24 protein-coding genes are annotated in these 25,136 nt (G+C 69.0%); 12 read left to right on the top strand and 12 right to left on the bottom strand.

The window, feature by feature from the left end; genetic code table 11:
- The first annotated feature begins 109 nt into the window (after positions 1-109).
- The gene (locus tag ACSVDM_RS26915) at positions 110-538 is read left to right on the top strand and encodes a DUF779 domain-containing protein (protein WP_378671337.1); all 429 of its coding nucleotides are present in this window, start codon (positions 110-112) and stop codon (positions 536-538) included.
- An 11-nt stretch (positions 539-549) separates the two neighbouring features.
- Here the strand turns inward: ACSVDM_RS26915 and ACSVDM_RS26920 are convergent, their stop codons facing one another.
- From ACSVDM_RS26920 to ACSVDM_RS26945, 6 genes are all read right to left on the bottom strand, one after another.
- Positions 550-1,929: a hypothetical protein gene (locus tag ACSVDM_RS26920; protein ID WP_439268609.1), complete on the bottom strand. Its 1,380-nt coding sequence runs from the start codon at positions 1,927-1,929 to the stop codon at positions 550-552.
- Positions 1,930-1,945: 16 nt separating this feature from the next.
- Positions 1,946-2,764 (bottom strand): ABC transporter permease, encoded by an 819-nt coding sequence (locus ACSVDM_RS26925; protein ID WP_439268610.1) that lies wholly within the window; start codon positions 2,762-2,764, stop codon positions 1,946-1,948.
- A 23-nt stretch (positions 2,765-2,787) separates the two neighbouring features.
- Positions 2,788-3,741 (bottom strand): ATP-binding cassette domain-containing protein, encoded by a 954-nt coding sequence (locus ACSVDM_RS26930; RefSeq protein WP_439268611.1) that lies wholly within the window; start codon positions 3,739-3,741, stop codon positions 2,788-2,790.
- Complete coding sequence (locus tag ACSVDM_RS26935) at positions 3,738-4,994, bottom strand: glycosyltransferase (protein WP_439268612.1); 1,257 nt, start codon at positions 4,992-4,994, stop codon at positions 3,738-3,740. The genes ACSVDM_RS26930 and ACSVDM_RS26935 overlap by 4 nt, the downstream gene beginning before the upstream one ends.
- A gap of 2 nt (positions 4,995-4,996) precedes the next feature.
- Complete coding sequence (locus tag ACSVDM_RS26940; RefSeq protein ID WP_439268613.1) at positions 4,997-6,421, bottom strand: condensation domain-containing protein; 1,425 nt, start codon at positions 6,419-6,421, stop codon at positions 4,997-4,999.
- Positions 6,422-6,636: 215 nt separating this feature from the next.
- Positions 6,637-7,326, bottom strand: a complete 690-nt coding sequence (locus ACSVDM_RS26945; protein ID WP_357396445.1) for a TVP38/TMEM64 family protein — start codon at positions 7,324-7,326, stop codon at positions 6,637-6,639.
- Positions 7,327-7,445: 119 nt separating this feature from the next.
- Between ACSVDM_RS26945 and ACSVDM_RS26950 the strand changes: the two genes are divergently transcribed.
- From ACSVDM_RS26950 to ACSVDM_RS26975, 6 genes are all read left to right on the top strand, one after another.
- Positions 7,446-9,317, top strand: a complete 1,872-nt coding sequence (locus tag ACSVDM_RS26950) for a methylmalonyl-CoA mutase family protein (RefSeq protein WP_439268614.1) — start codon at positions 7,446-7,448, stop codon at positions 9,315-9,317.
- A complete protein-coding gene (scpA, locus tag ACSVDM_RS26955; RefSeq protein ID WP_439268615.1) occupies positions 9,317-11,581 on the top strand; it encodes a methylmalonyl-CoA mutase in 2,265 nt (754 codons plus the stop codon). The genes ACSVDM_RS26950 and scpA overlap by 1 nt, the downstream gene beginning before the upstream one ends.
- 175 nt (positions 11,582-11,756) lie before the next feature.
- Positions 11,757-12,806, top strand: a complete 1,050-nt coding sequence (gene meaB, locus ACSVDM_RS26960) for a methylmalonyl Co-A mutase-associated GTPase MeaB (RefSeq protein WP_439268640.1) — start codon at positions 11,757-11,759, stop codon at positions 12,804-12,806.
- 189 nt (positions 12,807-12,995) lie between these two features.
- Positions 12,996-13,310, top strand: coding sequence for a hypothetical protein (locus ACSVDM_RS26965; RefSeq protein WP_357143724.1), 315 nt, complete (start codon positions 12,996-12,998; stop codon positions 13,308-13,310).
- Positions 13,311-13,412: 102 nt separating this feature from the next.
- Positions 13,413-13,778, top strand: a complete 366-nt coding sequence (locus ACSVDM_RS26970; RefSeq protein ID WP_067489363.1) for an ArsR/SmtB family transcription factor — start codon at positions 13,413-13,415, stop codon at positions 13,776-13,778.
- A complete protein-coding gene (locus ACSVDM_RS26975; protein WP_439268616.1) occupies positions 13,775-14,254 on the top strand; it encodes an SRPBCC family protein in 480 nt (159 codons plus the stop codon). The genes ACSVDM_RS26970 and ACSVDM_RS26975 overlap by 4 nt, the downstream gene beginning before the upstream one ends.
- On the opposite strand, the gene ACSVDM_RS26980 is transcribed toward ACSVDM_RS26975, so the two are convergent.
- Positions 14,248-15,744, bottom strand: a complete 1,497-nt coding sequence (locus ACSVDM_RS26980; protein WP_439268617.1) for a multicopper oxidase family protein — start codon at positions 15,742-15,744, stop codon at positions 14,248-14,250. The two genes, ACSVDM_RS26975 and ACSVDM_RS26980, sit on opposite strands and share 7 nt — an antisense overlap.
- Before the next feature lie 256 nt (positions 15,745-16,000).
- Here ACSVDM_RS26980 and ACSVDM_RS26985 point away from each other — a divergent pair, with 256 nt between their 5' ends.
- The 3 genes from ACSVDM_RS26985 to ACSVDM_RS26995 all read left to right on the top strand — a co-directional run bounded on the left by ACSVDM_RS26985 (position 16,001) and on the right by ACSVDM_RS26995 (position 18,493).
- Entirely contained in the window at positions 16,001-17,140 is a 1,140-nt protein-coding gene (locus ACSVDM_RS26985; protein ID WP_439268641.1) for a sensor histidine kinase, read from the top strand.
- The gene (locus tag ACSVDM_RS26990; protein ID WP_439268618.1) at positions 17,137-17,766 is read left to right on the top strand and encodes a response regulator; all 630 of its coding nucleotides are present in this window, start codon (positions 17,137-17,139) and stop codon (positions 17,764-17,766) included. The genes ACSVDM_RS26985 and ACSVDM_RS26990 overlap by 4 nt, the downstream gene beginning before the upstream one ends.
- A 94-nt stretch (positions 17,767-17,860) precedes the next feature.
- Positions 17,861-18,493 carry an NAD(P)-dependent oxidoreductase gene (locus ACSVDM_RS26995; protein ID WP_439268619.1) on the top strand — a complete coding sequence of 211 codons (633 nt, stop codon included), beginning with the start codon at positions 17,861-17,863 and terminating at the stop codon, positions 18,491-18,493.
- Between the two features lie 36 nt (positions 18,494-18,529).
- On the opposite strand, the gene ACSVDM_RS27000 is transcribed toward ACSVDM_RS26995, so the two are convergent.
- Genes ACSVDM_RS27000 through ACSVDM_RS27010 form a run of 3 tightly spaced genes read right to left on the bottom strand, consistent with a single transcriptional unit; the run spans position 18,530 to position 21,693 of the window.
- Positions 18,530-19,417 carry an amidohydrolase family protein gene (locus ACSVDM_RS27000; RefSeq protein ID WP_439268620.1) on the bottom strand — a complete coding sequence of 296 codons (888 nt, stop codon included), beginning with the start codon at positions 19,415-19,417 and terminating at the stop codon, positions 18,530-18,532.
- On the bottom strand, positions 19,414-20,454 hold the full coding sequence (locus ACSVDM_RS27005) for a nucleoside hydrolase (RefSeq protein WP_439268621.1): 1,041 nt from the start codon (positions 20,452-20,454) through the stop codon (positions 19,414-19,416). The genes ACSVDM_RS27000 and ACSVDM_RS27005 overlap by 4 nt, the downstream gene beginning before the upstream one ends.
- A 27-nt stretch (positions 20,455-20,481) precedes the next feature.
- Positions 20,482-21,693, bottom strand: a complete 1,212-nt coding sequence (locus ACSVDM_RS27010; protein WP_439268622.1) for an FAD-dependent monooxygenase — start codon at positions 21,691-21,693, stop codon at positions 20,482-20,484.
- Between the two features lie 109 nt (positions 21,694-21,802).
- Between ACSVDM_RS27010 and ACSVDM_RS27015 the strand changes: the two genes are divergently transcribed.
- Together ACSVDM_RS27015 and ACSVDM_RS27020 are read left to right on the top strand one after the other, a co-directional pair.
- Entirely contained in the window at positions 21,803-22,372 is a 570-nt protein-coding gene (locus tag ACSVDM_RS27015; protein ID WP_439268623.1) for a TetR/AcrR family transcriptional regulator, read from the top strand.
- Positions 22,373-22,393: 21 nt separating this feature from the next.
- A complete protein-coding gene (locus ACSVDM_RS27020; RefSeq protein ID WP_439268624.1) occupies positions 22,394-23,140 on the top strand; it encodes a thioesterase II family protein in 747 nt (248 codons plus the stop codon).
- Here ACSVDM_RS27020 and ACSVDM_RS27025 read toward each other — a convergent pair.
- Positions 23,121-23,495 carry a DUF2784 domain-containing protein gene (locus ACSVDM_RS27025; RefSeq protein ID WP_067638773.1) on the bottom strand — a complete coding sequence of 125 codons (375 nt, stop codon included), beginning with the start codon at positions 23,493-23,495 and terminating at the stop codon, positions 23,121-23,123. The genes ACSVDM_RS27020 and ACSVDM_RS27025 overlap by 20 nt on opposite strands.
- Positions 23,496-23,566: 71 nt before the next feature.
- Entirely contained in the window at positions 23,567-24,997 is a 1,431-nt protein-coding gene (locus ACSVDM_RS27030; protein ID WP_439268625.1) for an SDR family NAD(P)-dependent oxidoreductase, read from the bottom strand.
- Positions 24,998-25,136: the final 139 nt, after the last annotated feature.

A 25,136-nucleotide genomic window follows, 5' to 3' on the forward strand; every position in this document is an offset into this window, starting at 1 on the left:
CGGAGATGAGGGCAGTCGTTCGGCAAGGTTCGGGGCGTACCAACGTTGGACCAACCTTGCGCACCGATAGTGTGCACCGAACACCGTCGAGACATGCAAGGAGCGCACCATGGGTAACCGTGCCGGGTCCGTACACCGCGACCGAGATCTCCACGCCCACTGGGGAAGTCACCGTCATCGCGCGATCGAGGCCACCGGCGAAGCGAGTGACGTGCTCGCTCTGCTCACCGAGATGCACGGCCCGGTTGTCCTCTATCTGGCGCCCGGCACCGACGGCCGCAGCCCGATCTGCGTGCGCCGCGCCGAATTCTGTCCCAGCGCAGACGATGTCATGGCCGGCCGCACCGCCGCGCACACCGAGTTCTGGATGGCGGGCGACTTCTACGCCGGATTCGAGGACCTCGATGTCGGCATCGAGGTACGCAGCGCGGTGCGAACGGGACGACAATCCGGCTCGCTCGAATCCGACTGCGGTTTCCGCTTCACGCTGCGTATCAGCAAGCCCGAAGCCGCGGAACTGGTCGACGAGGCTTCCTGAATCCTTCCGGCTCACCAGAAGCGGGGTGTCAACGACCAATCGGCGAATTCGGCGGTGAGCAGCTCGCGCAGCGCTGCGCGGTTCGGGAAACGGTCCGGGTCGGCACCGGTGACCACCAGGGTGACGGTGTCGTCGTCGCAGGAGAACGCCAGGTTCACGCCGACCTCCACCTGGCGGAACAACTCCACCGGGCCGGGATTCACCACCGGGCGCATGATCACGTCGCGGGCGCGATGACCGTCGAGCACCGCGATGTTCTGCGCGGTGCGACCCATGTTGGTGCACAGGCATTCCGGTGCCTTGGCGGTGCGGGCGAACTTGTGCAGCACCACCTTCGGCAGCAGCATCTGCACCGGCTGCAGGTGTTGGATCGGCGGAATCGTCGCCGGATCGCGGTAGGCGAGGGCGGCGGCCTTGAGCGACGCGCGCACCGCGGGCAGGTCGGTGCGGGCGCCTGCGCGGTAGGCGACGCTGATCGGCAGGCCGGTGGTCGCGTTGGCGCGGGGGTCGTCGGCCTCCCGCATCGAGTGCGGAATGTCCACGCGCACTTTCGCTCCGTCGGCGATGCGGCCACTGCGACCGAGCAGACCGACGGCGACGCCGATCAGCAGGCCGTTGGTTGTGCCGCCGTGCGCCGCGGCGACGGCGTCCCACTCGGCCAGGTCGAGTTGTACGATCGCGTCGGCGGCCTGCCAGGTGTCGGCATGCGGCAGCCGGGGCTGGGCCGGACGCGGATTGCGGGCCGGTTCGCTCACACCGCGCGCCCGCCGTGCCGCGCGCACACCTCGTGTCACCGCGCGCAGCTGGGCGCGTGCGTCGGCGAGGTCGGCGGCCAACCGGCCGGGCCCGGCGACCGGCCCGACCAGTCTGCCCGCGCTCACGTCGCGGTCGGGCTGCTCACCGCGCCCGAGGCGGTCGAGCGAGTCGACGATCGCGTGCATCATGCCGCCGCCGTCGCAGGCGACATGGGAGGCGACGAGGGTGACCACCGTGCCACCGGATTCGGTCGGGGCACCGGCCAGTTGCCACACCAGTCCCCGGGCCGGGTCGAATTCCACCGCGGCCTGCTCGAGGAACCAGTCGAGCACGGCGTCGTCGGGAATCGGGGTGTCCGACCATCGCAGCGGCAGCGACTCGGTGGCGGGCTCCCAGTGGGCCCGCGCGATCGGGAAACGGGTGGTACGCACGCGGCGGGCGATGAAACCCGTGGCCAGATGAGCGTGCCAGCGCTGCAACGACTCCCGGCCGACGGCGGTGTCGAACCGGTAGGCCAGCTGGTTGACCAGGGCGTTGGGGTAGAGGCTGTGGAGTTTGAAGAACAGGTCGTCGTCGGCGGTGATCCGGTTGAGGCCGGTGGTGGCGACCGGGACGACGGGCGAGGTGACGGTCATCGGGGGAATCTCCTGATCAGCGGGAACGCAGGGTGCGCACGGTGAGCGGCGCGAAAACGGCGACCACGATCACCGAGGCCACCAGTGACCACCAGGCGTCGGCGCCGATCGTGCCCTCGGTGGCCAGCGTCCGCACCGCCGACACCAGGTAGGACACCGGGTTCAGGTCCGAGACGTGGCGCATCCAGGTGGGCATCGCCTCCTCGGGCACCAGCGCGTTGGACGCGAAACCGAGGAAGGTGAGCACGAGCATGCACATACCCTGCACGGCGGCCGGGCGGGCGATGGTCGCGCCGATGAAGGCGAACAACCAGCTGATGGCGGTGGTGGCGAAGACGACGAGCACCGCGCCCGCGAGGAAACCGGCCGTGTGCTCGGGCCGGTAGCCCATGGCCGAGCCCACGACCACGACCGTCGTCGCGGCCAGCAGATAGCGCACCATGCCCGCCAGCAATGCGCCCGCAACCGGTGCCGAGCGGGCGATCGGCATGGCGACGAACCGGTCGAACACCCCCGAATGGATGTCCTCGGACAGCTGCACACCCGTGGCCACCGAGGAGGTGAGCACGATCTGCACCAGCACACCCGGAATCATGATCGGCAGATACGCCGCCATGCTGCCTGCGATGGCGGTGCCGAAGATATTGCCGAACAGCACCGGCCCCACGATCGGCAACAGCAGTGCGTCGTAGAGCAATTGCGGGCTGTGCCGGAAGGTCAGCAGCCCACGCCACGCCATCATCAGCGAATGCTGCAGCGCGGCGAACGGGCTCACCCGGGTGACGCGCGGCGCGCGTACGACCTGGGTGGTCGTCTTCTCGGTGGTCAGAGTCATTGCGGTGCTTTCACGAAGGGCGGTCATGCCGCGTCGGCGGAGGTCGCGTGGCCGGTCAACGACAGGAACACCTCGTTGAGGTCGGGACGGTCGACGGCGAATCCCCGTAGCTCGATGCCCGCGGCGCGGCAGGCGGCGACGATGTCGGCGCCTGTTCCCACCTCCGGCAGGGCGACGGTGAGCGTCCCGGTGGAGGATCCCTCGGGCACCTCGCCGGTGAGCTCGCAGATCAGCGCCTCGGCCCGGCGCAGGTCGGCGGTGTCGGGGATGTCGAGGCGCAGTACCTGCTCGCCGATGGACGACTTCAGTTCGGCCGCAGTGCCTTCCGCGACGAGGCTGCCGCGATCGATCACCGCGATCCGGTCGGCCAGCGCGTCGGCCTCCTCCAGGTACTGGGTGGTCAGCAGGACGGTCGCGCCGCGCTCGACGAGCCCGCGCACGATGCCCCACATGCGGTCACGGGTGTGCGGGTCCAGGCCGGTGGTCGGCTCGTCGAGGAAGATCAGCGGCGGCACGGTGATGAGCGTGGCCGCCAGATCCAGGCGTCGACGCATCCCACCGGAGAACGCGCTGACGCTACGCCGCGCCACCGCTGACAACTCGAACTCCTCGAGCAGTTCGTCGGCCCGAGCGGCGGCGGCCCGCCGCGACAATCCGAGCAGCCGGCCGAACAGGCGCAGATTCTCGGCGGCGGTGAGGGTTTCGTCGACGGAGGCGTACTGGCCGGTGAGCCCGATCATCGACCGGACGGCCGTGGCATCGCGCACCACGTCGTAGCCGAACACTTCGGCGCTGCCGCGATCGGGACGCATCAGGGTGGCCAGCATGCGCACCGTGGTGGTCTTGCCCGCCCCGTTGGGGCCGAGCATGGCGAACACCGATCCGGCCGCGATGCTGAGATCGATGGCGCCCACGGCGGTGAAATCGCCGTAGGACTTGCCGAGACCGCTGGTGCGGACGGCGATGTCGGTGCTCACTGCGGCCTCCCGGCGTGGTCGAACTGGGGTGTCGGAACAGACAGGGGGACAAGGGCTTCCACCTCGTCGGCGGCGCGGGCCAGGCCGTCGTCGCGGAAGCCGACGGCGTAGGCGGCGGCCCGGGCCACCACCTGCGGGTCGGCGACCGCGTCGAGCAACGCGTCTAGGCGATCGGCGTCCAGTGCGGCGGCGCGGGTCGTCGCGGCGAGGCCGAGCCGCGACAGCGCCGTCCCCCAGTACGGCTGATCGGCTTGGATCGCGCAGATGACCTGCGGCACACCGGCTCTCAGAGCCGCAGCGGTCGTCCCGGCGCCGCCGTGGTGCACGGCTGCCAGGCAGCGCGGGAACACCGTCGCGTGGTCGACCTGCTCGACGACGGCCACCTCGGGCGAGAGTTCCGGCTCGATCCCGGCCCAGCCCGCCGCGAGCAGCAGTCGCCGCCCGCGCCGCGCGCACACGGTGCGCAGCATATGGACCAGAGCGGGGGGATCATCGACGGTCATCGACCCGAAGCCGACATAGATCGGGGCGGGTCCCGCCACCAGCCAGGCCGCCAGCGCGGGATCGGCTGGGGCGCCGAGGAATCCGTCGCTGTCCACGATGAACCCGGTGACCGGGTGCCGTTCGGGCAGCTCGGCAGCCAGCCCGGGAAACAGGTCGGTGTCGTAGGCCTGGACCGACACCCGATCGGGCAGCGGATGTTCGACGATCCCGGACTCGGACAGCGGCTCGGCCAGGGCGGCGTCACGCGCCCACCGCAGACCCGACCAGATCCGGCGGTTGAGCGCACCGGGCACCCGCCGCCCCCAGCCGGTCGGCACCACCGGTACCGACCGGCTGGGGTGGATCGGGAAGAAATGCACTGCCGCCAACGGCAATCCGACGTGCCGCGCCGCCTTCTCCGCCGCCTCCTCGCCCGCCATGCCGGTGACGAGCACGTCGTGCCCCGGGGCGAGCGCGAGCAGGTCACGCACCGCCTCGGCGACACCGCGTCGCTGCAGATCCAGCACCGCGCGCATCCGCTGACGCGGACTGGCGCTACGGAAGCGCCGGTCGGCGTGCTGGGTGCGCAGCAGTTCGGCGCTGTCGCACCCGAACCCGACCGCGGCGATGCCGTGGCCGGTGGCGAACTCGACGAGATTGGGCGACAGCGCGAGCGTCACCGCGTGCCCGCGCGCGATGAGCTCGCGGGCGAGCAGGATGCCGGGCTGGGCATCGCCCCTGCTTCCGGTGAAGGCCAGCAGCGCACGCATGGTCAGCTCGCGCTCAATGCCGCCGGCACGTCGGCGACCGGGGCGGCCGCGGCGGGCGCGGCGATCGTGGTCACCGCGTACATGGCCCGGGCGAATTCGGTGAGGTAGCGGTCCATCACCTCGGCGGGCAGACCCGCCGGATACCGGGTGGAGACATAGAGGCCCTCGGGGCCGCGCACCACCCAGAAGTACACCTCCTCGGTCGAGTACGACACCGCGCGCAGGGTCCGTCCGCGCAGGTCGGCGACGAGTTCGTAGTCGGGCAGCATCCGGATGTCGAGGAACGACGCGCCGAAGGTCGGGCCTTCCATCGCACCGACCATGGCCAGCGAGCGACCCCACGAGGCGTCGTTGCAGATATGGGCGCGTTTGAGCGAGGCCCGGGTGGCGGTGAGCGCGGCGGCCATGTCGGCGCCCGAGGGCAGGGTGATGTCGACGGGTACGACGTTGACGAACCAGCCCATCGACTCGAGCCAGGTCAGGTCGGGCCGGGTGGCGATCGGCATCACCGTGCGGAACCGGTCCTGGCCGAACACCTCTCGCCAGGCCACGGCCAGCGCGGCGAACACCGTGACCGACAGCCGGTGCTTGAGCTGATCCAGCCGGGCCTCCACCTCCTCGAGTTCGGCGATGGTCAGCAGGGTGCGCGACACGCTCGGCTGGGCGTGCTCACCGTCGAGTTCGGCCACCATGCCCGCGCCGAAACGGGGCATCGGGGAACCGGGGGCACCGAGAAAATCCCGCCACACCGCCACGGCGGGGGAGTCGGGGGTGAGTTCCTCGGCGGCGGCGCGCTCGATGGCGGCGAAATCGGCGGGGCTGCCGAACGTCGAGGAGTCGCGGATCTCGCCGCCGGTGGTGACGGCGGTGTAGAGAGTGCGCAGTTCCAGGATCAGCACGGCCTGGGAGTAGGCGTCGAGAACGGAGTGGTCGGCGCCTACCAGCACGGTGAAGTCGTCGGTGTCGTGGGCGACCGTCGCGACGAGCAGGTGCGGCCACACCAGTGCCGAGAGCCGCAATTCCAGGACATCGCAGAGGAATTCGTTGATCTGTTCACCGTCGGTGAGATCGGCGACCGGGGTGGACGCGACGCGCACGGTGCCGGGCGCGGTGGTGATGCGGTGGTAGTCGCCGTCACCGGTGGGTGCGACCGTGGTGCGGAAACCCTCGTGACGGTCGTGCCACAACTCGAGGGTCCGTGCCCAGGCTCGCTCGTCGAGCGGGGCGTCCATCTCGAAGATGGTGCCGATCCAGCGGCCACGGCCGGGCTGCGGGTCGTCGGGGTCGAGGAAACCGAGGTACTGGGCGTGGACGCTGGCCAGCGGCCGTTCGTCGTCGTGCCAGGAGTCGGGCGAGATCAGCTCAGGGGTCCAGATCGACAGATCGCCGGATCGGATGCGGAAATCGGAGAGATGGGTGTATTCCATGCCGGGTCACCTCATGGTGGAAGAACGTGCCGAGAACGGCGGTGAATGGAAGCGGTGAAGACGGGACGCGACACCGGGTGTTGCTCTGGATCCCGCACCGGATGTAGCTGGCGAACCCTGGGCTATCCGGAGTCTATAACTCTGTGAGAATTCTGAAAGACGGCTTAGTCACAACTTCCAGATGTGAAGAAGATCACTTTCTCAATTGTGATCGATCACCGGCGCGACACCATGCCCCTGGAGTAGGGGGCATCGGTTTCCGGGGCAACGACCGGCATCCGGGCATCGACGATCAGACCGAGCAATCCGAAGGCGAGACACACCAGCGACACCGCGATCGCGGCCGGGTGCGTGCCGCCGGTCAGCGCGTCGGCCAGCACGACCGTCGCGATGGTCCCCGGCGCCGAGCCGACCACCGTCGCGAGCAGGTACGGGGTGAAGCGCACCGACGACAATCCGCAGCAGTAGTTCACGACCGAGAACGGCGCGAACGCGATGAGCCGCAGCGCTGCCACCGCGAGCCAGCCGCGCTGCGCCAGCCGCAGGTCGACCGCCCGCACCGCCGGATGGGTGAGGTGCTCGGCGACTCGCGCCCGGCCGATCGCCCGCACTCCGAGCAGGGCGAGACCGGCGCTCACCCCCGTGGCCCCGAGGGCGATGACCGACCCGAGCAGCGGACCGAACAGCACCCCACTGGTGACTGTCAGTACGGTGCGCGGTACCGGCGCGACCGCGACGAGGGAGTAGAAGAGGAAGAACAGCAGGGGAAGCAGCGGTCCAACGCCGCCTGCCCAGTCCCTGACCTGCTGTGGGCCGGGAAGGGGAACCAGCATCGCCACCACGAACAGGGCCGCCAACCCGGCCAGGGTCAGCAGCAGTCGGGGGGAGCGGATCAGCTGGAGCACCGCGACAGCGTACCGGTCGGTAGGGGATGGCCCCAGTGGGTGGACACGATGTCACAGATAGCATCGGAGGCGAACCGGACACATCCCGGTTCGCCGTGACGGAGGAGAGAACAGCAGCTATGCCGATTGGTTCAGAGGCAGGGGCAGGTCTCGCACCGGATCCGGTGCCCGAGTACGCCGCCTGGCGCAAGGGTGTGGCAGGCGTGCTGGCCAAGGCGCGACGGGTCGATATCGTCGAGCTGCCCACCGAGCCCGAGCATCTGCTCGACGAGACCACCTATGACGGGCTCACCATCGCCCCGCTCTACACCCGCCGCGACGAGTTGCCCGAGCAGCCGCTGCCCGGCACCTTCCCGTTCGTGCGCGGCGGCGACGCCACCCGCGACCCGCAGCGCGGCTGGTTCGTCGGCGCCTTCGCCGGTTCGGCCGACGCCGCGAGCACCAACCGCGCCATCCTCGCCGGGCTCGAGAACGGCGTCAGCGCGATCTCGCTCGGGGTCGGCGACCACGGCGTGCCGGTGACGCAGATCGCGACCGCCCTGTCCGGGGTGCTGTTCGAACTCGCGCCGCTGTCGCTGGTCGCGGGTGCCGAGGTGAGCGCGGCCGCCGAGCAGGTGTTCGAGGTGCTCGACGGCTACCAGCTCGAGGACCGCACCCAGATCCGGGTCGGCCTGGGCGCCGCGCCGCTCACCGACGCCTTCGCCGGTCACGCCGACCTCGATGTCGAGCAGGCCGTCGCGCTGGCTCGCCGCGCGATCGCCCGTCCCGAAGCGGTGCGCGCGATCACCGTCGACGGCACCGCCTTCCACAACGCCGGTGCCGCCGACGCGCAGGAGCTCGGTGCCTCGATCGCCGCCGGTCTGGCCTACTTGCGCGCACTGACCGGTGCGGGCGTCGACATCGCCGACGCGTTCGGTCAGCTCGAGTTCCGCTACGCGGCCACCGACGACCAGTTCGCCACCATCGTGAAGTTCCGCGCCGCCCGCCGTCTCTGGGCGCGCGTGGCCCAGGTGTGTGGTGCGCCCGCTTTCGGCGCCGCCCCGCAGCACGCGGTCACCTCCTCGGCCATGATGACCCAGCGCGATCCGTGGGTGAACCTGCTCCGCACCACCCTCGCCGCGTTCGGTGCCGGTGTCGGCGGGGCCGATTCGGTCACCGTGCAGCCGTTCGACTCCGCCCTGCCCGCGGGCGAACTCGGTGTGTCACAGTCGTTCTCGGAGCGCATGGCCCGCAATATCCAGCTGCTGCTGCTGGAGGAATCCCACCTGGGTCACGTGCAGGATCCCGGTGCCGGTTCGTGGTACGTCGAGTCTCTCACCGACGACCTCGCCGCCAAGGCCTGGGAATTCATGCAGGAGATCGAGTCCGCCGGTGGTTACCCGGCCGCGCTCGACACCGGCCTGATCGCCGCGCGCGTCGCCGAGACCGCCGCCGCGCGCGCCGCCGACATCGCGCATCGCAAGACCGCCGTCACCGGTGTCAACGAGTTCCCGAACCTCGCCGAGGCGCCGCTGTCGGAGCAGGCGCGCGAACAGGCGTCGCTGGTGCGCTACGGTGCCGCGTTCGAGGCCCTGCGCAACCGCTCGGACGCCTACCTCGCGGTGAACGGAGAGCGGCCCAAGGCGCTGATCGTGGCGTTGGGCCCGGTGGCCGAACACAACGCGCGCACCATCTTCACCGCGAACGTGCTTGCCTCGGGCGGCATCGAGTCGGTGAACCCCGGACCGCTCGCAGTCGACGGAATCGCCGCCGCCGCGACCGGATCCGGTGCGCGCATCGCGGTGCTGTGCGGTGCGGACAAGCGCTACGGCGAGGAGGCGGGCGCGGCGGTCGAGGCGCTGCGCGGCGCCGGGATCGAGACGGTGCTGCTGGCCGGGCCGGAGAAGGCCGTCGAGCATTTCAGCGGAACGCAGCGTCCCGACGGATTCCTGAGTCTGCGCATCGACGCGGTCGCGGTCCTGTCGCAGCTGCTGGAGAAGGTGGGAGCCTGATGACCACATCCGATATCGAGCACCGCATCGGCAGTTTCGCCGAGGTGCCGCTCACCGAGCGGGCGCCCGAGCCCGCCGCCGTGGACGCGGATCAGGTGCGGGAGTTCGTGGCCGAGGCGGCCGCGGCCAACCACACCACCGCCGACCAGCTCACCTGGGCCACCCCGGAGGGCATCGACGTGCCGCCGGTGTTCACCAAGGCCGACCGCGATGCCGTTGTCGCAGAGGGCTATCCGCTCGACACGGTGCCCGGTGTCGCACCGTTCCTGCGTGGTCCCTACCCGACGATGTACGTGAACCAGCCGTGGACGATCCGCCAGTACGCGGGCTTCTCCACGGCCGCGGATTCCAACGCCTTCTACCGTCGCAACCTGCAGGCAGGCCAGAAGGGCCTGTCGGTGGCCTTCGACCTGGCCACCCACCGTGGGTACGACTCCGACCACCCGCGCGTCCAAGGTGACGTCGGCATGGCCGGTGTGGCGATCGACTCGATCCTGGATATGCGCCAGCTCTTCGACCAGATCCCCCTCGACCAAGTGTCGGTGTCGATGACCATGAACGGTGCGGTACTGCCGATCCTGGCGCTCTACGTCGTCGCCGCCGAGGAACAGGGCGTCACGCCCGAGCAGCTGGCCGGAACCATTCAGAACGACATTCTGAAAGAGTTCATGGTCCGCAACACCTACATCTACCCGCCCAAGCCCTCGATGCGGATCATCTCCGACATCTTCGCCTTCACCAGCGCGAAGATGCCGAAGTTCAACTCGATCTCCATCTCCGGTTACCACATCCAAGAGGCCGGTGCGACAGCTGATCTGGAGCTGGCCTACACCCTGGCCGACGGCGTGGAGTACATTCGGGCGGGCATCGCGGCGGGCATGGACGTCGACAAGTTCGCCCCGCGCCTGTCGTTCTTCTGGGCCATCGGCATGAACTTCTTCATGGAGGTCGCCAAGCTGCGCGCCGGGCGCCTGCTGTGGAGCGAGCTGGTCTCGAAGTTCGAGCCCAAGAGCGCGAAATCGCTGTCGTTGCGCACCCATTCGCAGACCTCCGGTTGGTCGCTGACCGCCCAGGACGCCTACAACAACGTGGCGCGCACCTGCATCGAGGCGATGGCCGCGACCCAGGGCCACACCCAGTCGCTGCACACCAACGCCCTCGACGAAGCCCTCGCGCTGCCGACGGACTTCTCCGCCCGCATCGCCCGCAACACCCAGCTGCTGATCCAGCAGGAGTCCAACACCACCCGCCCGATCGACCCCTGGGGCGGCTCGTACTACGTCGAGTGGCTCACCCACCAGCTCGCCGAGCGGGCCCGCGCCCACATCGCCGAGGTGGAGGCCCACGGCGGCATGGCGCAGGCGATTTCGGAAGGCATTCCGAAGCTGCGCATCGAGGAGGCCGCCGCCCGCACCCAGGCGCGCATCGACACCGGGCAGCAGCCGGTGATCGGCGTCAACAAGTACCAGGTCGAAGAGGACCACGAGGTCGAGGTCCTCAAGGTCGAGAACTCGCGGGTGCGTGCCGAGCAGATCGAGAAGCTGGAACGTCTTCGCGCCGAGCGCGATTCGGTGGCGGTCGAGCAGGCGCTGGCCGAATTGACCCGGGCGGCAGCCTCTTCCGAGGGCGGCATGGAGAACAACCTCCTCGCGCTGGCCATCGACGCGGCCCGCGCCAAGGCCACCGTCGGTGAGATCTCCGACGCGCTGGAGAAGGTGTACGGCCGCCATCAGGCCGAAATCCGTACCCTGTCCGGTGTGTACCGTGACGAAGCAGGCAAGGCATCCAACATCGGTGCCGCCATCGCGCTGGTCGAGGAGTTCGCCGAGGCCGAGGGCCGCCGCCCCCGCATCCTGGTCGCCAAGATGGGCCAGGACGGGCACGACCGCGGCCAGAAGGTGATCGCGACCGCCTTCGCCGACCTCGGCATGGACGTCGACGTGGGCCCGCTGTTCCAGACCCCCGAAGAGGTGGCGCGCCAGGCGGCCGACAACGACGTGCACATCGTCGGTGTCTCCTCGCTGGCCGCGGGTCACCTCACGCTGGTGCCCGCCCTGCGGCAGGCACTGGCCTCGGTCGGGCGCCCCGACATCATGGTCATCGTCGGCGGCGTCATCCCGCCCGGTGACTTCGACGAGCTCTACGAAGCGGGCGCGGCGGCGATCTTCCCGCCCGGCACCGTCATCGCCGACGCGGCGATCGATCTGCTGCGCAAGCTCGGTGCCTCGCTCGGGCACGAGCTCGGGGGCGACACCCCGGTATGACGTGGCCGGCCCGCTGCGCCACGGACGAATGTGCCTGCGGCGCAGCGGGTTCGGGCCTGCCTGTGTGGGCGGGTGACGGGCACACGGTGGAGGCACCGGGTCGGCGGCAGCGCGGACCGGTGCCGGTCGGAGGGACACGGACATGAACGAGGCCGCACAGGGCGGGCATCCCCGCCTGGGCACCACGGCGGGTGTCGGGGCGCCCCGCAACGGCGGACGAGCCGTGGCGCGGACACCGCGCACCATCGATGTCGACGCGCTCGCCGACGGTATCCGCGCCGGTCAGCGGGCCGCGCTGGCCCGGGCGATCACGCTGGTCGAGTCGACCAGGTCCGATCACCGCGAACTCGCCCAGCAGCTGCTGCTGCGGGTGAGCGGGGAGCCCGGTGCGGTGGTGTCGAACCGGGTCGGGATCACCGGCGTTCCGGGCGTCGGCAAGTCGACGTTCATCGATGCGCTCGGCATGTATCTGCTCGGCAAGGGGCATAGGGTCGCGGTGCTGGCCGTCGACCCGTCTTCGACCCGCACCGGTGGGTCGATCCTCGGCGACAAGACCCGGATGGCGCGGCTGTCCCTGGAAGCCGACGCGTTCATCCGGCCCTCGCCCACGGCGGGCACGCTCGGCGGCGTGGCCAAGGCCACCCGCGAGACCATCGTGCTGCTCGAGGCGGCCGGATACGACGTGATCCTGGTGGAAACCGTCGGCGTCGGGCAGTCCGAGGTGACCGTCGCCAATATGGTCGACGTGTTCTGCTTCCTCACCCTGGCCCGCACCGGAGATCAGTTGCAGGGCATCAAGAAGGGTGTGCTCGAGCTGGCCGAGGTGGTCGCGGTCAACAAGGCCGACGGCAAGCACGAGGTCGAGGCCAAGGGTGCGGCGCGTGAGCTGGCCGGTGCACTGCGGCTGATCCACCCGCACGACGCCCTGTGGAAACCGCCGGTGCTCACCATGAGTGGGCTGGAAGGTCTCGGCCTGGACAAGTTCTGGGACACCGTGCTCGAACATCGGCGGGTGCTCACCGAGGCGGGGGAGTTCGCCGAGAAGCGCCGTCGCCAGCAGGTCGACTGGACCTGGACCATGGTGCACGACCAGATCCTGCGCCGACTGACCGAGAATCCGCGCGTGAAAGAGGTTCGCGCGCAGGTGGAGTCGGCTGTTCGCGCCGGGGAGCTCACCCCCGCTCTCGCCGCCGAGGAGATTCTCGCGGCATTCGACCGGAGTTGACGATCGCCCCGCGATAGCTGGCAATGGTAAGGCTTGCCTATCGGGGCGGTGTCCGCTGGGGTTCATGGTCTTTCACCTCGAAGTTCGCGGATGATATTCCGTTGCCACTCCATTCGCCAGCTGTTGTCTGCGACTATTTCCGTGGATGCTGGAAGGTAGACGCCGCAAGCGACTGCCGAGGAGGTAGTGATGGCGATCTACCGCACGAATCGGATCATGGGTAGCGACAAGACCCCCGAACAGGCGGTTCTCGGGGGAGACGGCCGGTGGCGGCTCACCTGGTTGCCGGAATTCGGCCTCACGACCGATCAGGCGATATCGGGACTGCGCCTTGACGAGATTCTCAGCGACCCGGACCTGGTCTACGACCGGATGGCGCTGGCGGAGGCCACCACTTGCGCCGATCGCATCGGCATCATCCTCGAGCTCGCGATGGTGCGCCTGTGGAAGCGACTGAACAGCGCGATCGCACTCTGTGGGCTCTTCATGGCCCGACTCGCCTGACCTGGCTCGACAACGGTCTTCCGGAACCCACCGCGCGGACCGCGGTGGGTTCTTCTTGTCCAGGGGTTGCGCGAGGGGACGTCGGTGTGAATACTTAGGTATGTGCCTAAGTATTCGAGCGGTGAAGCGGACGGGAGACTCGACGATGTCTTCCGGGCGCTCATGGATCCGACTCGGCGGGCGATCGTCGAACGGCTGACGCGGGGACCCGCGTCGGTCTCCGAACTCGCGGCGCCTTTCGACGTCGCGATGCCGACGATCGTGCAGCACCTCAAAGCCCTGGAAGCGGGGCGGATCGTCGCCTCGGCCAAGGTCGGGCGCGTGCGCACCTACCAGTTGGTTCCCGGCGCCTTCGGGCCCGCGATCGACTGGCTGGGGCGCCAGCGCCCACCCGCCGAACGGCAGCTCGACCGGCTGACCGCATTGCTCACCGAAACAGCGAAATCCTCAGAAGGAGAACAACAATGAACACCGTGACCCGTTCCGTCAAGCACGCCCAGTTCACCATCGAGCGGGAGGTGCCCGTCGCGCCGTCCGTCGCCTTCCAGGCCTTCGCCGACCCCGCGATCAAGAGCCGCTGGTTCGGTGGCGAGGAAGGCTGGGAGCAGGGTGAGGTCTCCATGGACTTCCGTGTGGGCGGCCAGGAGGTCAACGAGGGCACCTTCGAAGGGAAGATGACCTCCCGCTTCGTCGCCACCTACACCGACATCGTCGACGACGAACGCCTCGTCTACACCTACGACATGTGGATCAACGGCGACCACATCTCCACCTCGGTCGCCACCTGGGAATTCGAACCGACCAGCACCGGCACCAAGCTGACCCTCGTCGAATTCGGCGCCCACCTGGACGGATTCGACACCGGCGCCCAGCGTGAAGAGGGCACCCGCGAACTGGTCGAGAACCTCGCCCGCTACCTCGCCACTGCGGCCCAGGTTCAGTGATGCCCCTTCGCGCCCATGTCCATGGCCATCGGCGCGGGCCGCTGTCCCGGGGCGAGGACCAGGAACTGGCCCATCATCCCCTGATCCTCGTGGTGGAGCAGGTGGCAGTGGAACATGTACGGGTAGGTGGGGTCGGTGTGGTCGGCGAAGCGCATGGCCAGGGTGTAGGTCGAGCCGGAGCTGGTGTAGACGGTGTCCTTCCAGCCGGATAGCGCTGGGGGAGGGGCCTTTCCGTCGACGGTGAGGATCTGGAACTGCACATCGTGGACGTGGAAGTTGTGCGGCCAGTTGTCCTTGTTGCGCACCGACCAGACCTCGGTGGTGTCCACGGGGATGGTCATGTCGATGCGGTTCATGTCCATGCGCCGGTTGTTGATCATGAACCACTGCAGGTCGAAGGACCGTGTCGCCGGGGTCGTCGCGGCGGCGAGTGCGGTCATCGGGATCAAGGACGCGGGTAGTGGCGCGCTGGGGCGCAGGGTTTCGGCGGCCTGGAGGGCGAGGAAGTCGAAAGTGTCGTCGAAGCCGAACTCGGCGGCACGGTCGATGCCCGCGCGGTCGGTGATCGGCAGCGACCGCAGCGTGGTGTTCTCGCCGGGTCGCAGCGCGATCACGATCTCGGCGCGCTCGCCGGGGCTGAGCTGGAGCTGTTCCAGCGCAACAGCTTTCGGTAGCAGGCCGCCGTCCGTGCCGATCAGGTGGAAAGCCCGGCCGTCGGCGAGGGCGAGGTTGTAGAGCCGGCCCGAGGAGCCGTTGAGGACGCGCAAACGCACCCGTTCGGTGGTGACCCGCAGGTGCGCGCCCGCGATGCCGTTGGTGACGATGGTGTCGCCCAGCAGGCCCACATCGGTGGGATCGGACTCGTCCACCGCGCCGCCGGCGGTGAACCGGCGGTCCTGGATCACCAGCGGAATATCGTCCACCCCATACTCTTTCGGTAGGGGCAGGGCATCGGCGGCATCGTCATCGATGAGGAACAAGCCGGACAGACCACGGTGCACATGCTTTTCCGTCACACCGTGCGGGTGCGGGTGATACCAGAGGGTCGCGGCCTGCTGCTGCACCGTCCAGCTCGGCGTCCACACCGCGCCCGGCGCGATCATCTGATGCGGTCCACCGTCGAACTTCGCGGGCAGGTGCATGCCGTGCCAATGCACCGACGTCGCCTCGGGCAGGGCATTGCTGATCGCGAACTCGACCCGCTCACCCCGCCGCGCCCGCACCGTCGGGCCGAGCACCGACCCGCTGTAACCCCAGGTAGGGGTCGAGACCCCGCGCAACATCTCGGTCGAGCCCACCTGGGCGCGCAGGGTGAACCGCCGGACACCGTCGGCACCGACGGACGACGGCGCGAGCGGCGGGATCGGCAGCGGACGAGTGCCGTTCGCGGCCGAAACGGACGGCCGAACCGAACACCCGGCCGCATACACGACCGGGGCAAGAGCCAAGCCGGTGAGGAATCCTCGTCGCGAAACCACAGGTAACTCCATCTCTGAGGGGGAACCTCAGCTTCGCCGGGTTCCTCCGCGCCCGGCTCAGCCCACCGGCCCGACTACCGCCCGGAAATTCCGCCCGCCCGACCCTTGCGCACCTTCCTGTGGTCTGCTAGTCGGGTCTCCGAAGACCCTCGCCACCTGTAGGGCGATGCCGCCGGGCTCGAGGGACACGTGTGGCGGCGGGCGGCCCGGTGTGTCGTGGTTGCGGGCGGTCGGGCCTTCCGCGGTCGACGCATACGGTGGGAGCGTGATCGATGTGCGTGCTCGCCCCGACCTGCGTCGCCTGCTGCGGTGGCTGCCAGTGGCTGTGGTCCCGGTGCTGCTGGCGGCCAGCACGTACCCGGGTCAGTTCCGGGTGCCCGTGCACTATTGGGTGCTCGCGATGAGCGCCGCGGTGGTCTTCGCTGTGGGGCGGCGGTGGCCGTTGGCGGTGTCGCTCGTACTGTCAGCGCTGGCGGTCCCCATGTTTCGTACCGAGGCGTGGGGTGTTGCCGGTCTGGTGCCGTATCTCGGGGCCGTGGCGCTGGTCGATGTCGTCGCCCGGACCGACCGGCGCTCTACCGTTGTCCTCGCGACCGGCGGGTGGGCGGCAGCGGTTGTCCTCGGGTGGATCGGGCTGCACGACACATCCATCGGTCGCGCTTCCACCCTCGTCGAGGGCGTCGCCTACGTGGGGTTGCCGCTGCTGCTGGGGTTGTACCTGCGCGGGCAACGCGAGCTGGCCGACAATCTGCGCCTGCGCGCCGCCGACGCCGAAGCACGCACCCGCCTCGACGAGCGAGCGGCGATGGCCAGGGAACTACACGACGTCGTGGCCCACCACATGGCGTCGATCATCCTGCGGATCTCGGTGGCCGGTCACGTTGTCCGGCAAGCGGATCCGCGGATCACGGTGGTCCTCGACGACGTCCGGGCCACCGCGACCGACGCGCTGGGCGATATTCGCAGGTTGCTCGCGGTCCTCCGTGATCCCGCGCTGGGGGAGGTGGCGCTGGTCGAGCCCGACGCCGTCGGTGCGGAGATCGACGCCGCCGTCGCACGCGTACGAGCCGCCGGATTCACTGTCGAGTCGACCGTCGGTGAACTGGATGGGCTCGACGCCATCCGCAGGCTCACCCTGCTCCGCCTGGTGCAGGAATCGCTCACCAATGTGATGAAGCACGCGAATCACGCTGTACCGGTGCGATTCACGATCGACCGGGACGACAACGGCATCACCCTCACCGTCGTCAGCGGCGCCGACAATGCCGCGACAACGCCCGGCCACGGCATCGTCGGCATGCGTGAGCGCACCGAACTCGCCGGCGGCACACTGACCGCCACCGCCGAGGACCAGCGCTGGGTCGTGCGTGCTCACCTTCCGGACCGGCCTCGAGGAGGACAAGAGTGATCCGCGTACTACTCGCCGACGACCAACGCCTGATCCGGGCCGGGCTGCGGATGCTCATCGAGGATACCGACGACATCACCGTCGCCGGTGAGGCCGCCGACGGCGTCGAAGCGGTCCGCCTGCACACCGAACTACGTCCCGACCTGGTGATCATGGACCTGCGCATGCCAGGCCTCGACGGCATCGGTGCCACGCGGCAGATTCTCGCCACCGACCCCCGGGCGAAGGTCCTGGTGCTGACCACCTTCGACGATGACGAACACCTGTTCCCCGCCCTGTCCGCGGGCGCCACAGGCTATTTCGTGAAAGATACCGACCCCACTGTCCTCCTCGACGCCATCCGCCGCACTGTCGAAGGCGACCTCCTCTTCTCGCCCACCCTGCTCCGCAGACTCGTCACCCGAGCACTGACCACCCCGCCCGAAATACCGGCGCCCCCAGCCGATCTCACTCCTCGCGAACGTGACGTCCTGCGCCTGGTAGCCGAAGGCCACGGCAACCAGGAGATCGCCGACCGCCTCCACCTCGGCGTGAGCACCGTCAAAACCCACATCACCAACCTGCTCGACAAAACCGGCACCGACAACCGCGTCCGCCTCGCGGTCTACGCCTCCAAGTTGCCCTGATATCTCAATGGTGAGATACCGTATCATTAATTAGATCAACATTGAAATATATTCCTGTGTGAGGCAGATGGGCTGTCACACAGGAGGTTTGATCATGCGTATCACGGTGTTCGGGGCGGGCGGAGCGGTCGGTGGCCGGGTGGTGTCAGAGGCGATCGCGCGCGGACACGACGTCACCGCGGTCGTGCGCCGGGCCGTGGATCTGCCCGACGGTGTGCGGGTGCGTATCGGCGATGCCGCGAACGCGGACGAGGTCGAAGCGCTCAGCGCCGGACAAGACGTCGTGGTCGCCGCCACTCGTCCCGCTCCGGGGCGTGAACCGGAACTGCCGGTCGTCGCCGCGGCCATGCTCGACGGCGTCGCGCGCAGTGGTGTCCGGCTGCTTGTCGTCGGCGGCGCGGCAACGCTGCTGGTGCCAGGCTTGGGCGCCACGTTGTACGAAACACCGGGATTCCCCACGGAATTGGCAGCCATCGCGCAGGCGTGCGCGGAGCAACTGGCGGCTTGCCGCGCGCACACGACCGCCGACTGGACCTATCTGAGCCCACCGGCCGAACTGAATCCGGGTGTGCGCACGGGCAACTACCGGGTCGGCGCCGACGATCTTCTGGTCGACGCCGACGGCCGATCCTGGATTTCGATGGAGGACTTCGCGGTGGCACTGCTCGACGAAGCCGAGCGTCCCGCCCACCGTCGCACTCGGTTCACAGTCGCCGCGGGTGGATAGCAGCGATCGCCTGGACGAGTGCTCGACGCGGAAGGGCTAGGACGCGTCGAGGTCGAACAGGTGGACGGCGTTGTCGTGGCATACCTTTCGGAGCCAGTCGGGGCCGAGGTCGAGGCGTTCGAGAGCGGCGACGGCCTCGGCGTAGGGGTAGGGGATGTTGGGGAAGTCGCTGCCGAAGAGGATGCGGTGGCCGAAGGCGGGTAGGCGGTTTCGTTGGTCGGTGGGGAAGGGGGCGCCTGCCTCGCTGAAGTCGGTCCAGACCATGGTGGTGTCGAGGTAGAGTTGGGGGTATCGCTCGGCCAGGTCGAGGAATTCGCGGTATTCGGGGGTGCCCATGTGGGCGATGATCAGGCGCAGGGTGGGGAAGCGGCGCAGGAGTTCGGCGATGGGGGCGGGGCCGGTGAATTCGCCGGGGGCGGGGCCCGAACCACAGTGGATGAGGACGGGGACGCCGGTGTCGGCGAGGATCGCCCACACCGGGTCGAGCAGTGGGTCGAGCGGGGAGAACGCGCCGACCTGGATGTGCACCTTGAAGATTCGCGCACCGCGCTCGATCGCGTCGGCCACATACCGTGGCGCGTCGGGTTCGGGGTAGAAGGTTGCGGTGTGCAGGCAGTCGGGGGTGCGGGCGGCGAACTCGGCGGTCCACTCGTTGAGCCACTCACCCATGTTCGGTTTGTGCGGGTACACCAAGGAGGTGAAGGCCCGAACACCGAAGTCGCGCAACGTTTTCAGGCGCACCTGTTCGTCGTCGCGATAGGTGATCGGCCAGGGGCGGCCGGTGAGGGGGCCCGCCGTGTCGAAGTAGGCCCACACCTTGCGCATCACCTGATCGGGCATGAAATGGGTGTGCACGTCGACGATCGCTGGCAGCTCCAGCCTGCGGCGGAAGTCGGCGAGATAGGTGACGGTATCGATGGTCATGAGTGCTCCGGGTACAGGCGTCGCGCGAACGCTCCGACGCGGGTGACGAGACGGTCGAAGAACACGGCCGGGTCGGTGTCGATCACGATGTCGGCGTTGGGTTCCCGGCCCCACATGCCCGCCCAGTCGGCCACGGTCGTGGCCCGGGTGATGGTGCCCGCCAGCTCCACGTCGACGGTCGCCGGCCGGGTGGTCGCCAGCGTGTGATCGAGGGCGACGGCGGCGGCGAACGGGTCGTGCATGTGCGCGAGGTACCCCAGGTCGTACTGGTGGTGGAAGTCGAAATAGAAGCGCACCGCGTCGGTGAGATACCGCACGATCGGATTGGTCGCGGCCGAACGCCATTCGACCGGATGGCCCGCCGCGACCAGATCCGGCGAGGTACTGCCCGCCGCCTCGGCCAGCAGGACGAGATGCTCGGGCCGCATCTCGATTCTCTCGGTGATGTCGAGCGCGCACACCAGCGGGCGACGATCCGGCGGTGCGGCGGAGAAGGCGTCGAACACCTCCTTGGCGGCTTCCGGATCGACGTGGATGTTCCACTCGTTGGTCGGCGTCGTATTGCCGGGGTGATTGAACGCCCCACCCATCACGACCAGTCTGCGTAACAGCCGCGGAAGCTCGGGTTCCATCCGCAAGGCCAGCGCCAGATTGGTGAGCGGGCCGGTGCACAACCCGATCGCCGCACCCGGATTCGCGCGCGCCAGCTCCACCCACATCCGCGCCGCCGACCGCTCCGAAACCTCGCGTGGCGACAGCGGCAGGACCGCGTACCCGAGCCCTTGCGGACCGTGCGTGTCCTCGGTGGTGCGCAGCGGTATCGCCAGCGGGTCGGCCGCCCCCAGCGCCACCTCGATCTCGGGTGCCCGGCCGAGATCCAGCACGGCGAGCGTATTGGCCGCCACCTGCGCGGCAGGCACATTGCCCGCCGTGGCCGCGATCCCGAGGATCTCGGCCTCCGGCGAGGCGAGCAGATAGAGCATGGCCAGGGAGTCGTCGATTCCGGTATCGACGTCGAGGATGATCTGCTGCGCCACGCTCCGAGAGTAACCAGGCGCCCGCACTCAGTAGCGCGGCAGGGCGAAGTCCTCGTTGTCGGCGAAGAACAGTTTCGCGGTGACGGGGCGCATCGGCCGCGACGTCAGCAGCCGCACACTGACGCGCATCATCCGGGTCATCAGGGCACTGCGCGGCACCATCATGTCGATGCCGCCACCGGGAATCTCCTTGGCCTTGGCGAGGAACGGGGTGATCGTGTCCTGGTAGCGGCGCAGTGCGGCGGGGAGATCGTGCGGAGTGGCGGCGATCTCCGCGGCCAGCACGTACCCGCCGACGATCGCCATCGCGGTGCCCATGCCCGTCAGCGGAGAACCGCAATACCCGGCGTCGCCGACCAGTGTGACCCGGCCGACCGCCAGTTCGGGCACGTCGACGCGGGCGAGGTCGTCGAAGTAGAAGTCCGGCGTGGTCTCCATCGCGGCCAGGATCTCGGGGGCCCGCCAGCCCGTGTCACGGAGAGCGTCTCGGAGCAGTGAACGCTGGGCTTCGGGGTCGCGGCGCAGGGCGGGATCGATGCCGGTGCGCACCATGATGATGGCCTTCGCGGTGGCCGGGTCGGCGTCGGGCCGGATGCCGAGCATCGCGCCGGGCAGCAGGCGCATGGCGAACCAGCCCGGTTCGGCGTCGGCGGGTGTCGGCATCGTGAAGAACGCGCCGTAGGCGCCGAGGTTGGTGACGAACCGGTCTTCCGGGCCGAACACCAGGCGGCGGGTCGCCGAATGCACGCCGTCGGCGCCGATCACCAGATCGAAGCGCCCGGTCTCGCCCGAGGCGAAAGTGACGTCCACGCCGGTGTCGTCCTGCTCGACGCGCTCGATCCAGTCGCCGTAGCGGTAGTCGAGGTGACCGTTGTCGGCTGCGGTGACCGCGTCGAGCAACACCTGGTTGAGATCGCCACGGGTGATCTCGATGTCGGCGACGGCGCCCTTACCGTCGAAGTCCTCCATCGCCATGCGGGCATAGACGCGACCGTCGCCGTCGACATAGGCCATCCCGCGTTCGTCGAGCTGGTACTTGCGGATGCCCTCCATCAGCCCCATGCGTTCGACGGCTTCCTTGCTCGGTCCGCGCAGATCCACCGCCTGACCGCCGGGCCGGGGGACAGCCGCTCGCTCCACGACTGTGGTGCGAATGCCCTCGCGCAGCAACTGGAGTGCGACCGTATTGCCCGCGATGCCGCCGCCGGCGACCAGAACGTGCAGTGCAGTGGAGGTCATAGTGTGTCCCGCCTCGAAAACTTGAACGAATGTCTTAGACCAATGTCTAACAGAGGTTTGCACGGATGTCTAGTACAAATGTCTAAGACGGTCGGGTAGTCTCGCCGTCATGGGCAACCGAGAAGATTTGCTGGCCGGGGCGCGCAAAGTGATCATGGAGCGCGGGGTGGCCAAGACGACCGCACGCGATATCGCCGCCGCCGCCGGGGTGAGCCTGGCCGCCATCGGCTACCACTTCGGCTCCAAGGATCGCCTGGTCACCGAGGCGCTCAGTGAGGCGCTCGGCGACGCGCTGGGGGAGGGAATGCGCGGACTCATCGAGGAAGGTGCGGGCGGCTCACCGCTGTCCGGTCTCGCCCGCCTGTGGAACGGCATGCCCGCGGTCTTCGCCGACAACCACGAGGCGATGCTGGCCAGTCTCGAGAACATCGTCCGCATCGTGCGCTCCGAAGAAGCGCGCTCCCAGCTCGGCGACCAGCTCGACGAGGCCTACCGTGATCTCGCGGCCGATCTCCGGGCGGCCCATCCCGGCCTGGACGAAGCGCAGGCCGAAGCCATCGGCCGCCTGTATTTCGTCCTCGCCCAGGGCCTCGGTGTGCTGTGGCTGTTGAAGCCCGGCGAAACTCTTCTCGACGGCGACCAGCTGTCGACCGCCGTGCGCGCCCTCGCGGGCAGCTGACCGGAAAAGGGAACAGTGCGAGTGAACACTGCTGCAACGCAATGGATTCGGGCTCTACGCCTCGATGTGGCCCGGCGCAGGCAATTGGTCTGCCTCCCGCCCGGTGGTGCGTCCGCCGCGTTCTACCGCGACCTCGCCCGCCACCTCGGTCCCGGCATCGAGGTCCTCGCCGCGCAGTACCCGGGGCGCCAAGACCGCCTCGGCGACCCGCTCATCACCGACCTGCACGAGCTGGCCGACCGCATCGCCGCCGATCTGCTGCGGCAGCCACCCGCTCCGCGCGCCCTGTTCGGTCACAGCATGGGCGCCACTGTCGCCTACGAGGTGGCGCGGCGGCTCGCGGCAGGCGGGCAGCCGGTGCGGGAACTGATCGTCTCCGGCCGTCCCGCACCGGATTTCGTCGAGACGGGACTCCTGCACAAGGCCTCCGACGCCGACCTCATCGACAACCTGGAGCGCCTGGCCGCCGATCCGGCGCCGGTGCGGCTGCTGCGCACCGAGCCGAGCCTGGCCGACCTGGTTCTGCCCGGTGTCCGCGCCGACTACCAGGCGGTCGAGACCTATCGCCACCGGCCGGGCCCGGTGCTCGATTGCCCGGTGGTTGCGTTCGTCAGCACCGAGGATCCCACCACGAGCCGAGCTCAGGCCGCGCAGTGGCAGACGATCACCGATGGACCGTTCAGCCTGCACACCTTCCCCGGTGGGCACTTCTACTTCGACGACGAGCCCGGTGTGGTCGCCGAGGAAATCACGCGGTGTCTGACGTGACCGAGCGGTGGTGCAGGCGCAGGTAGCCCAGCCAGGAGACCAGGACGGCGGTCGCGGCCACCGCACGGACCAGCCCGAGGGCGCTGTCGGGATAGATCACGCCGGTGAGGTAATGGTCGATGAAACCGGCTTCGGGGAGGCCGGCAACGCCCGCACGAGCGCGGGCCCAGTTCTCGGCGTAGGTCAGGGGACAGTCGAAACCGATGAGGATGGTGCCGAAACCCCAGGACGCGGCGAGCAGGTGAGCCCCGATGGTGCGCGGCCACCGCCACGCCACGAAACCGCCGGCGACCACGTACGCGATGAACGCGACGTGGGTGACGGCGATCAGATCGGCCAACACCCGGAACGGCACATATCCAGATTAAGCGGCCGCCCGCCGATCGGAATCATGATCAACATTCCGGTTCGGCATCGACCAGGTGATCACCAGGGTGACGGCCGGTAGTCCTTCAAGAAGCACCCGTAGAGGTCGACGCCGTTCTCGCCCTGCACGATCGGGTCGTAGACGCGGGCGGCGCCGTCGACCAGATCGAGGGGAGCGTGGAAGCCCTCCTCGGCCAGGCGGACCTTGGTGTAGTGCGGGCGCTCGTCGGTGATCCACCCGGTGTCGACCGCGGTCATGAGGATCGAGTCGGACTCGAACATCTCGAGCGCACTGGTGCGGGTGAGCATGTTCAACGCGGCCTTGGCCATATTCGTGTGCGGGTGACCGGGGCCCTTGTAGCCGCGACTGAACTGGCCTTCCATCGCCGACACGTTCACCACGTACTTACGCCTGCCCGGCGCCGCCGCCATCGCCGGACGCAGCCGCGACACCAGGATGAACGGCGCCACCGAATTGCACAGCTGCACCTCGAGCAGCTCGGTGGCGTCCACCTCGCCGACGGTCTGCACCCAGCTGTTGGTGTGCGCCAGATCCGGCACGAGCCCACCGGCGTCGATGGCCACACCCGCCGCGATCCGCTCCGGCGTCGCCGAGCCCGCGACCAGGGCCAATTCGGCCACGTCGACAGCCGACAGCGACGGCGTGAGCGAGGCGGTGAGCGCGGTCGGATGCGCCTGCATCGTCTTGCCGAAGGTGACCATCTCCGGCAGCATGCCGACGGGCAGCGGCGCGGACTCGGCCTCGACGAGCGCGCTGTAGGCACCGGCCGAACGGCGAACGGTCTGGGCGGCGTTGTTGATCAGGATGTCGAGCGGGCCCTGCGCCGCGACATCGTCGGCGAGGGCGACCACCTGGGCCGGGTCACGCAGGTCGATCCCGACGACGCGCAGCCGGTGCAGCCAGTCGCCGCTGTCCTCCATCGCGGCGAAGCGGCGGATGGCGTCGTTGGGGAAGCGGGTGGTGATGGTGGTGTGGGCGCCGTCGCGCAGCAGCCGCAGCGCGATGTACATGCCGATCTTGGCGCGCCCGCCGGTGAGCAGCGCCCGCTTGCCGGACAGGTCGGTGCGGGCATCGCGCTTGGCGTGGCTCGACGCCGCGCACTCGGGGCACAGCTGGTGATAGAAGGCGTCGACCTGGGTGTAGCGCTGCTTGCAGATGTAGCAGGGACGTGCCCGCACCAGCGTTCCCGCGGTTTCACCGTCGGCGGCGGACTTGATGGGGATGCCAGCGGTCTCGTCGTCGATGCGCTGTGGCGAACCGGTCGCGGTCGCGGCGATCACGGCTCGGTCTGCTTCGGCGACCTGCTGTCGTGCCTCGATCCGGCGGCGTTGCTTGAGCTTTTTGAACATGTGGCCCACCGCGCGCTGCACCGCGATCGAATCGGGATGTTCCTTTTCCAGTTGCCCGGCCTGTTCGAGCACCCGCAGGCAGGTTGCCAACTCGTCCGGATCGATCGTCTTCTCGGTCATCGGGGAGTGCGGCATTCCTTCGTGCGGGAGCGGTGGTCGGAAATATTGTCTCATTAGCCGTGCGACGGACCCGCTGGGTATCGTTGTGCACCGCCTCCGCAACCCTGCGGCGGCCGCAGAACCCGACGGAGCGCCCCGA

It is taken from the genome of Nocardia sp. JW2, from assembly GCF_051843015.1.
Lineage (GTDB): Bacteria > Actinomycetota > Actinomycetes > Mycobacteriales > Mycobacteriaceae > Nocardia > Nocardia coubleae.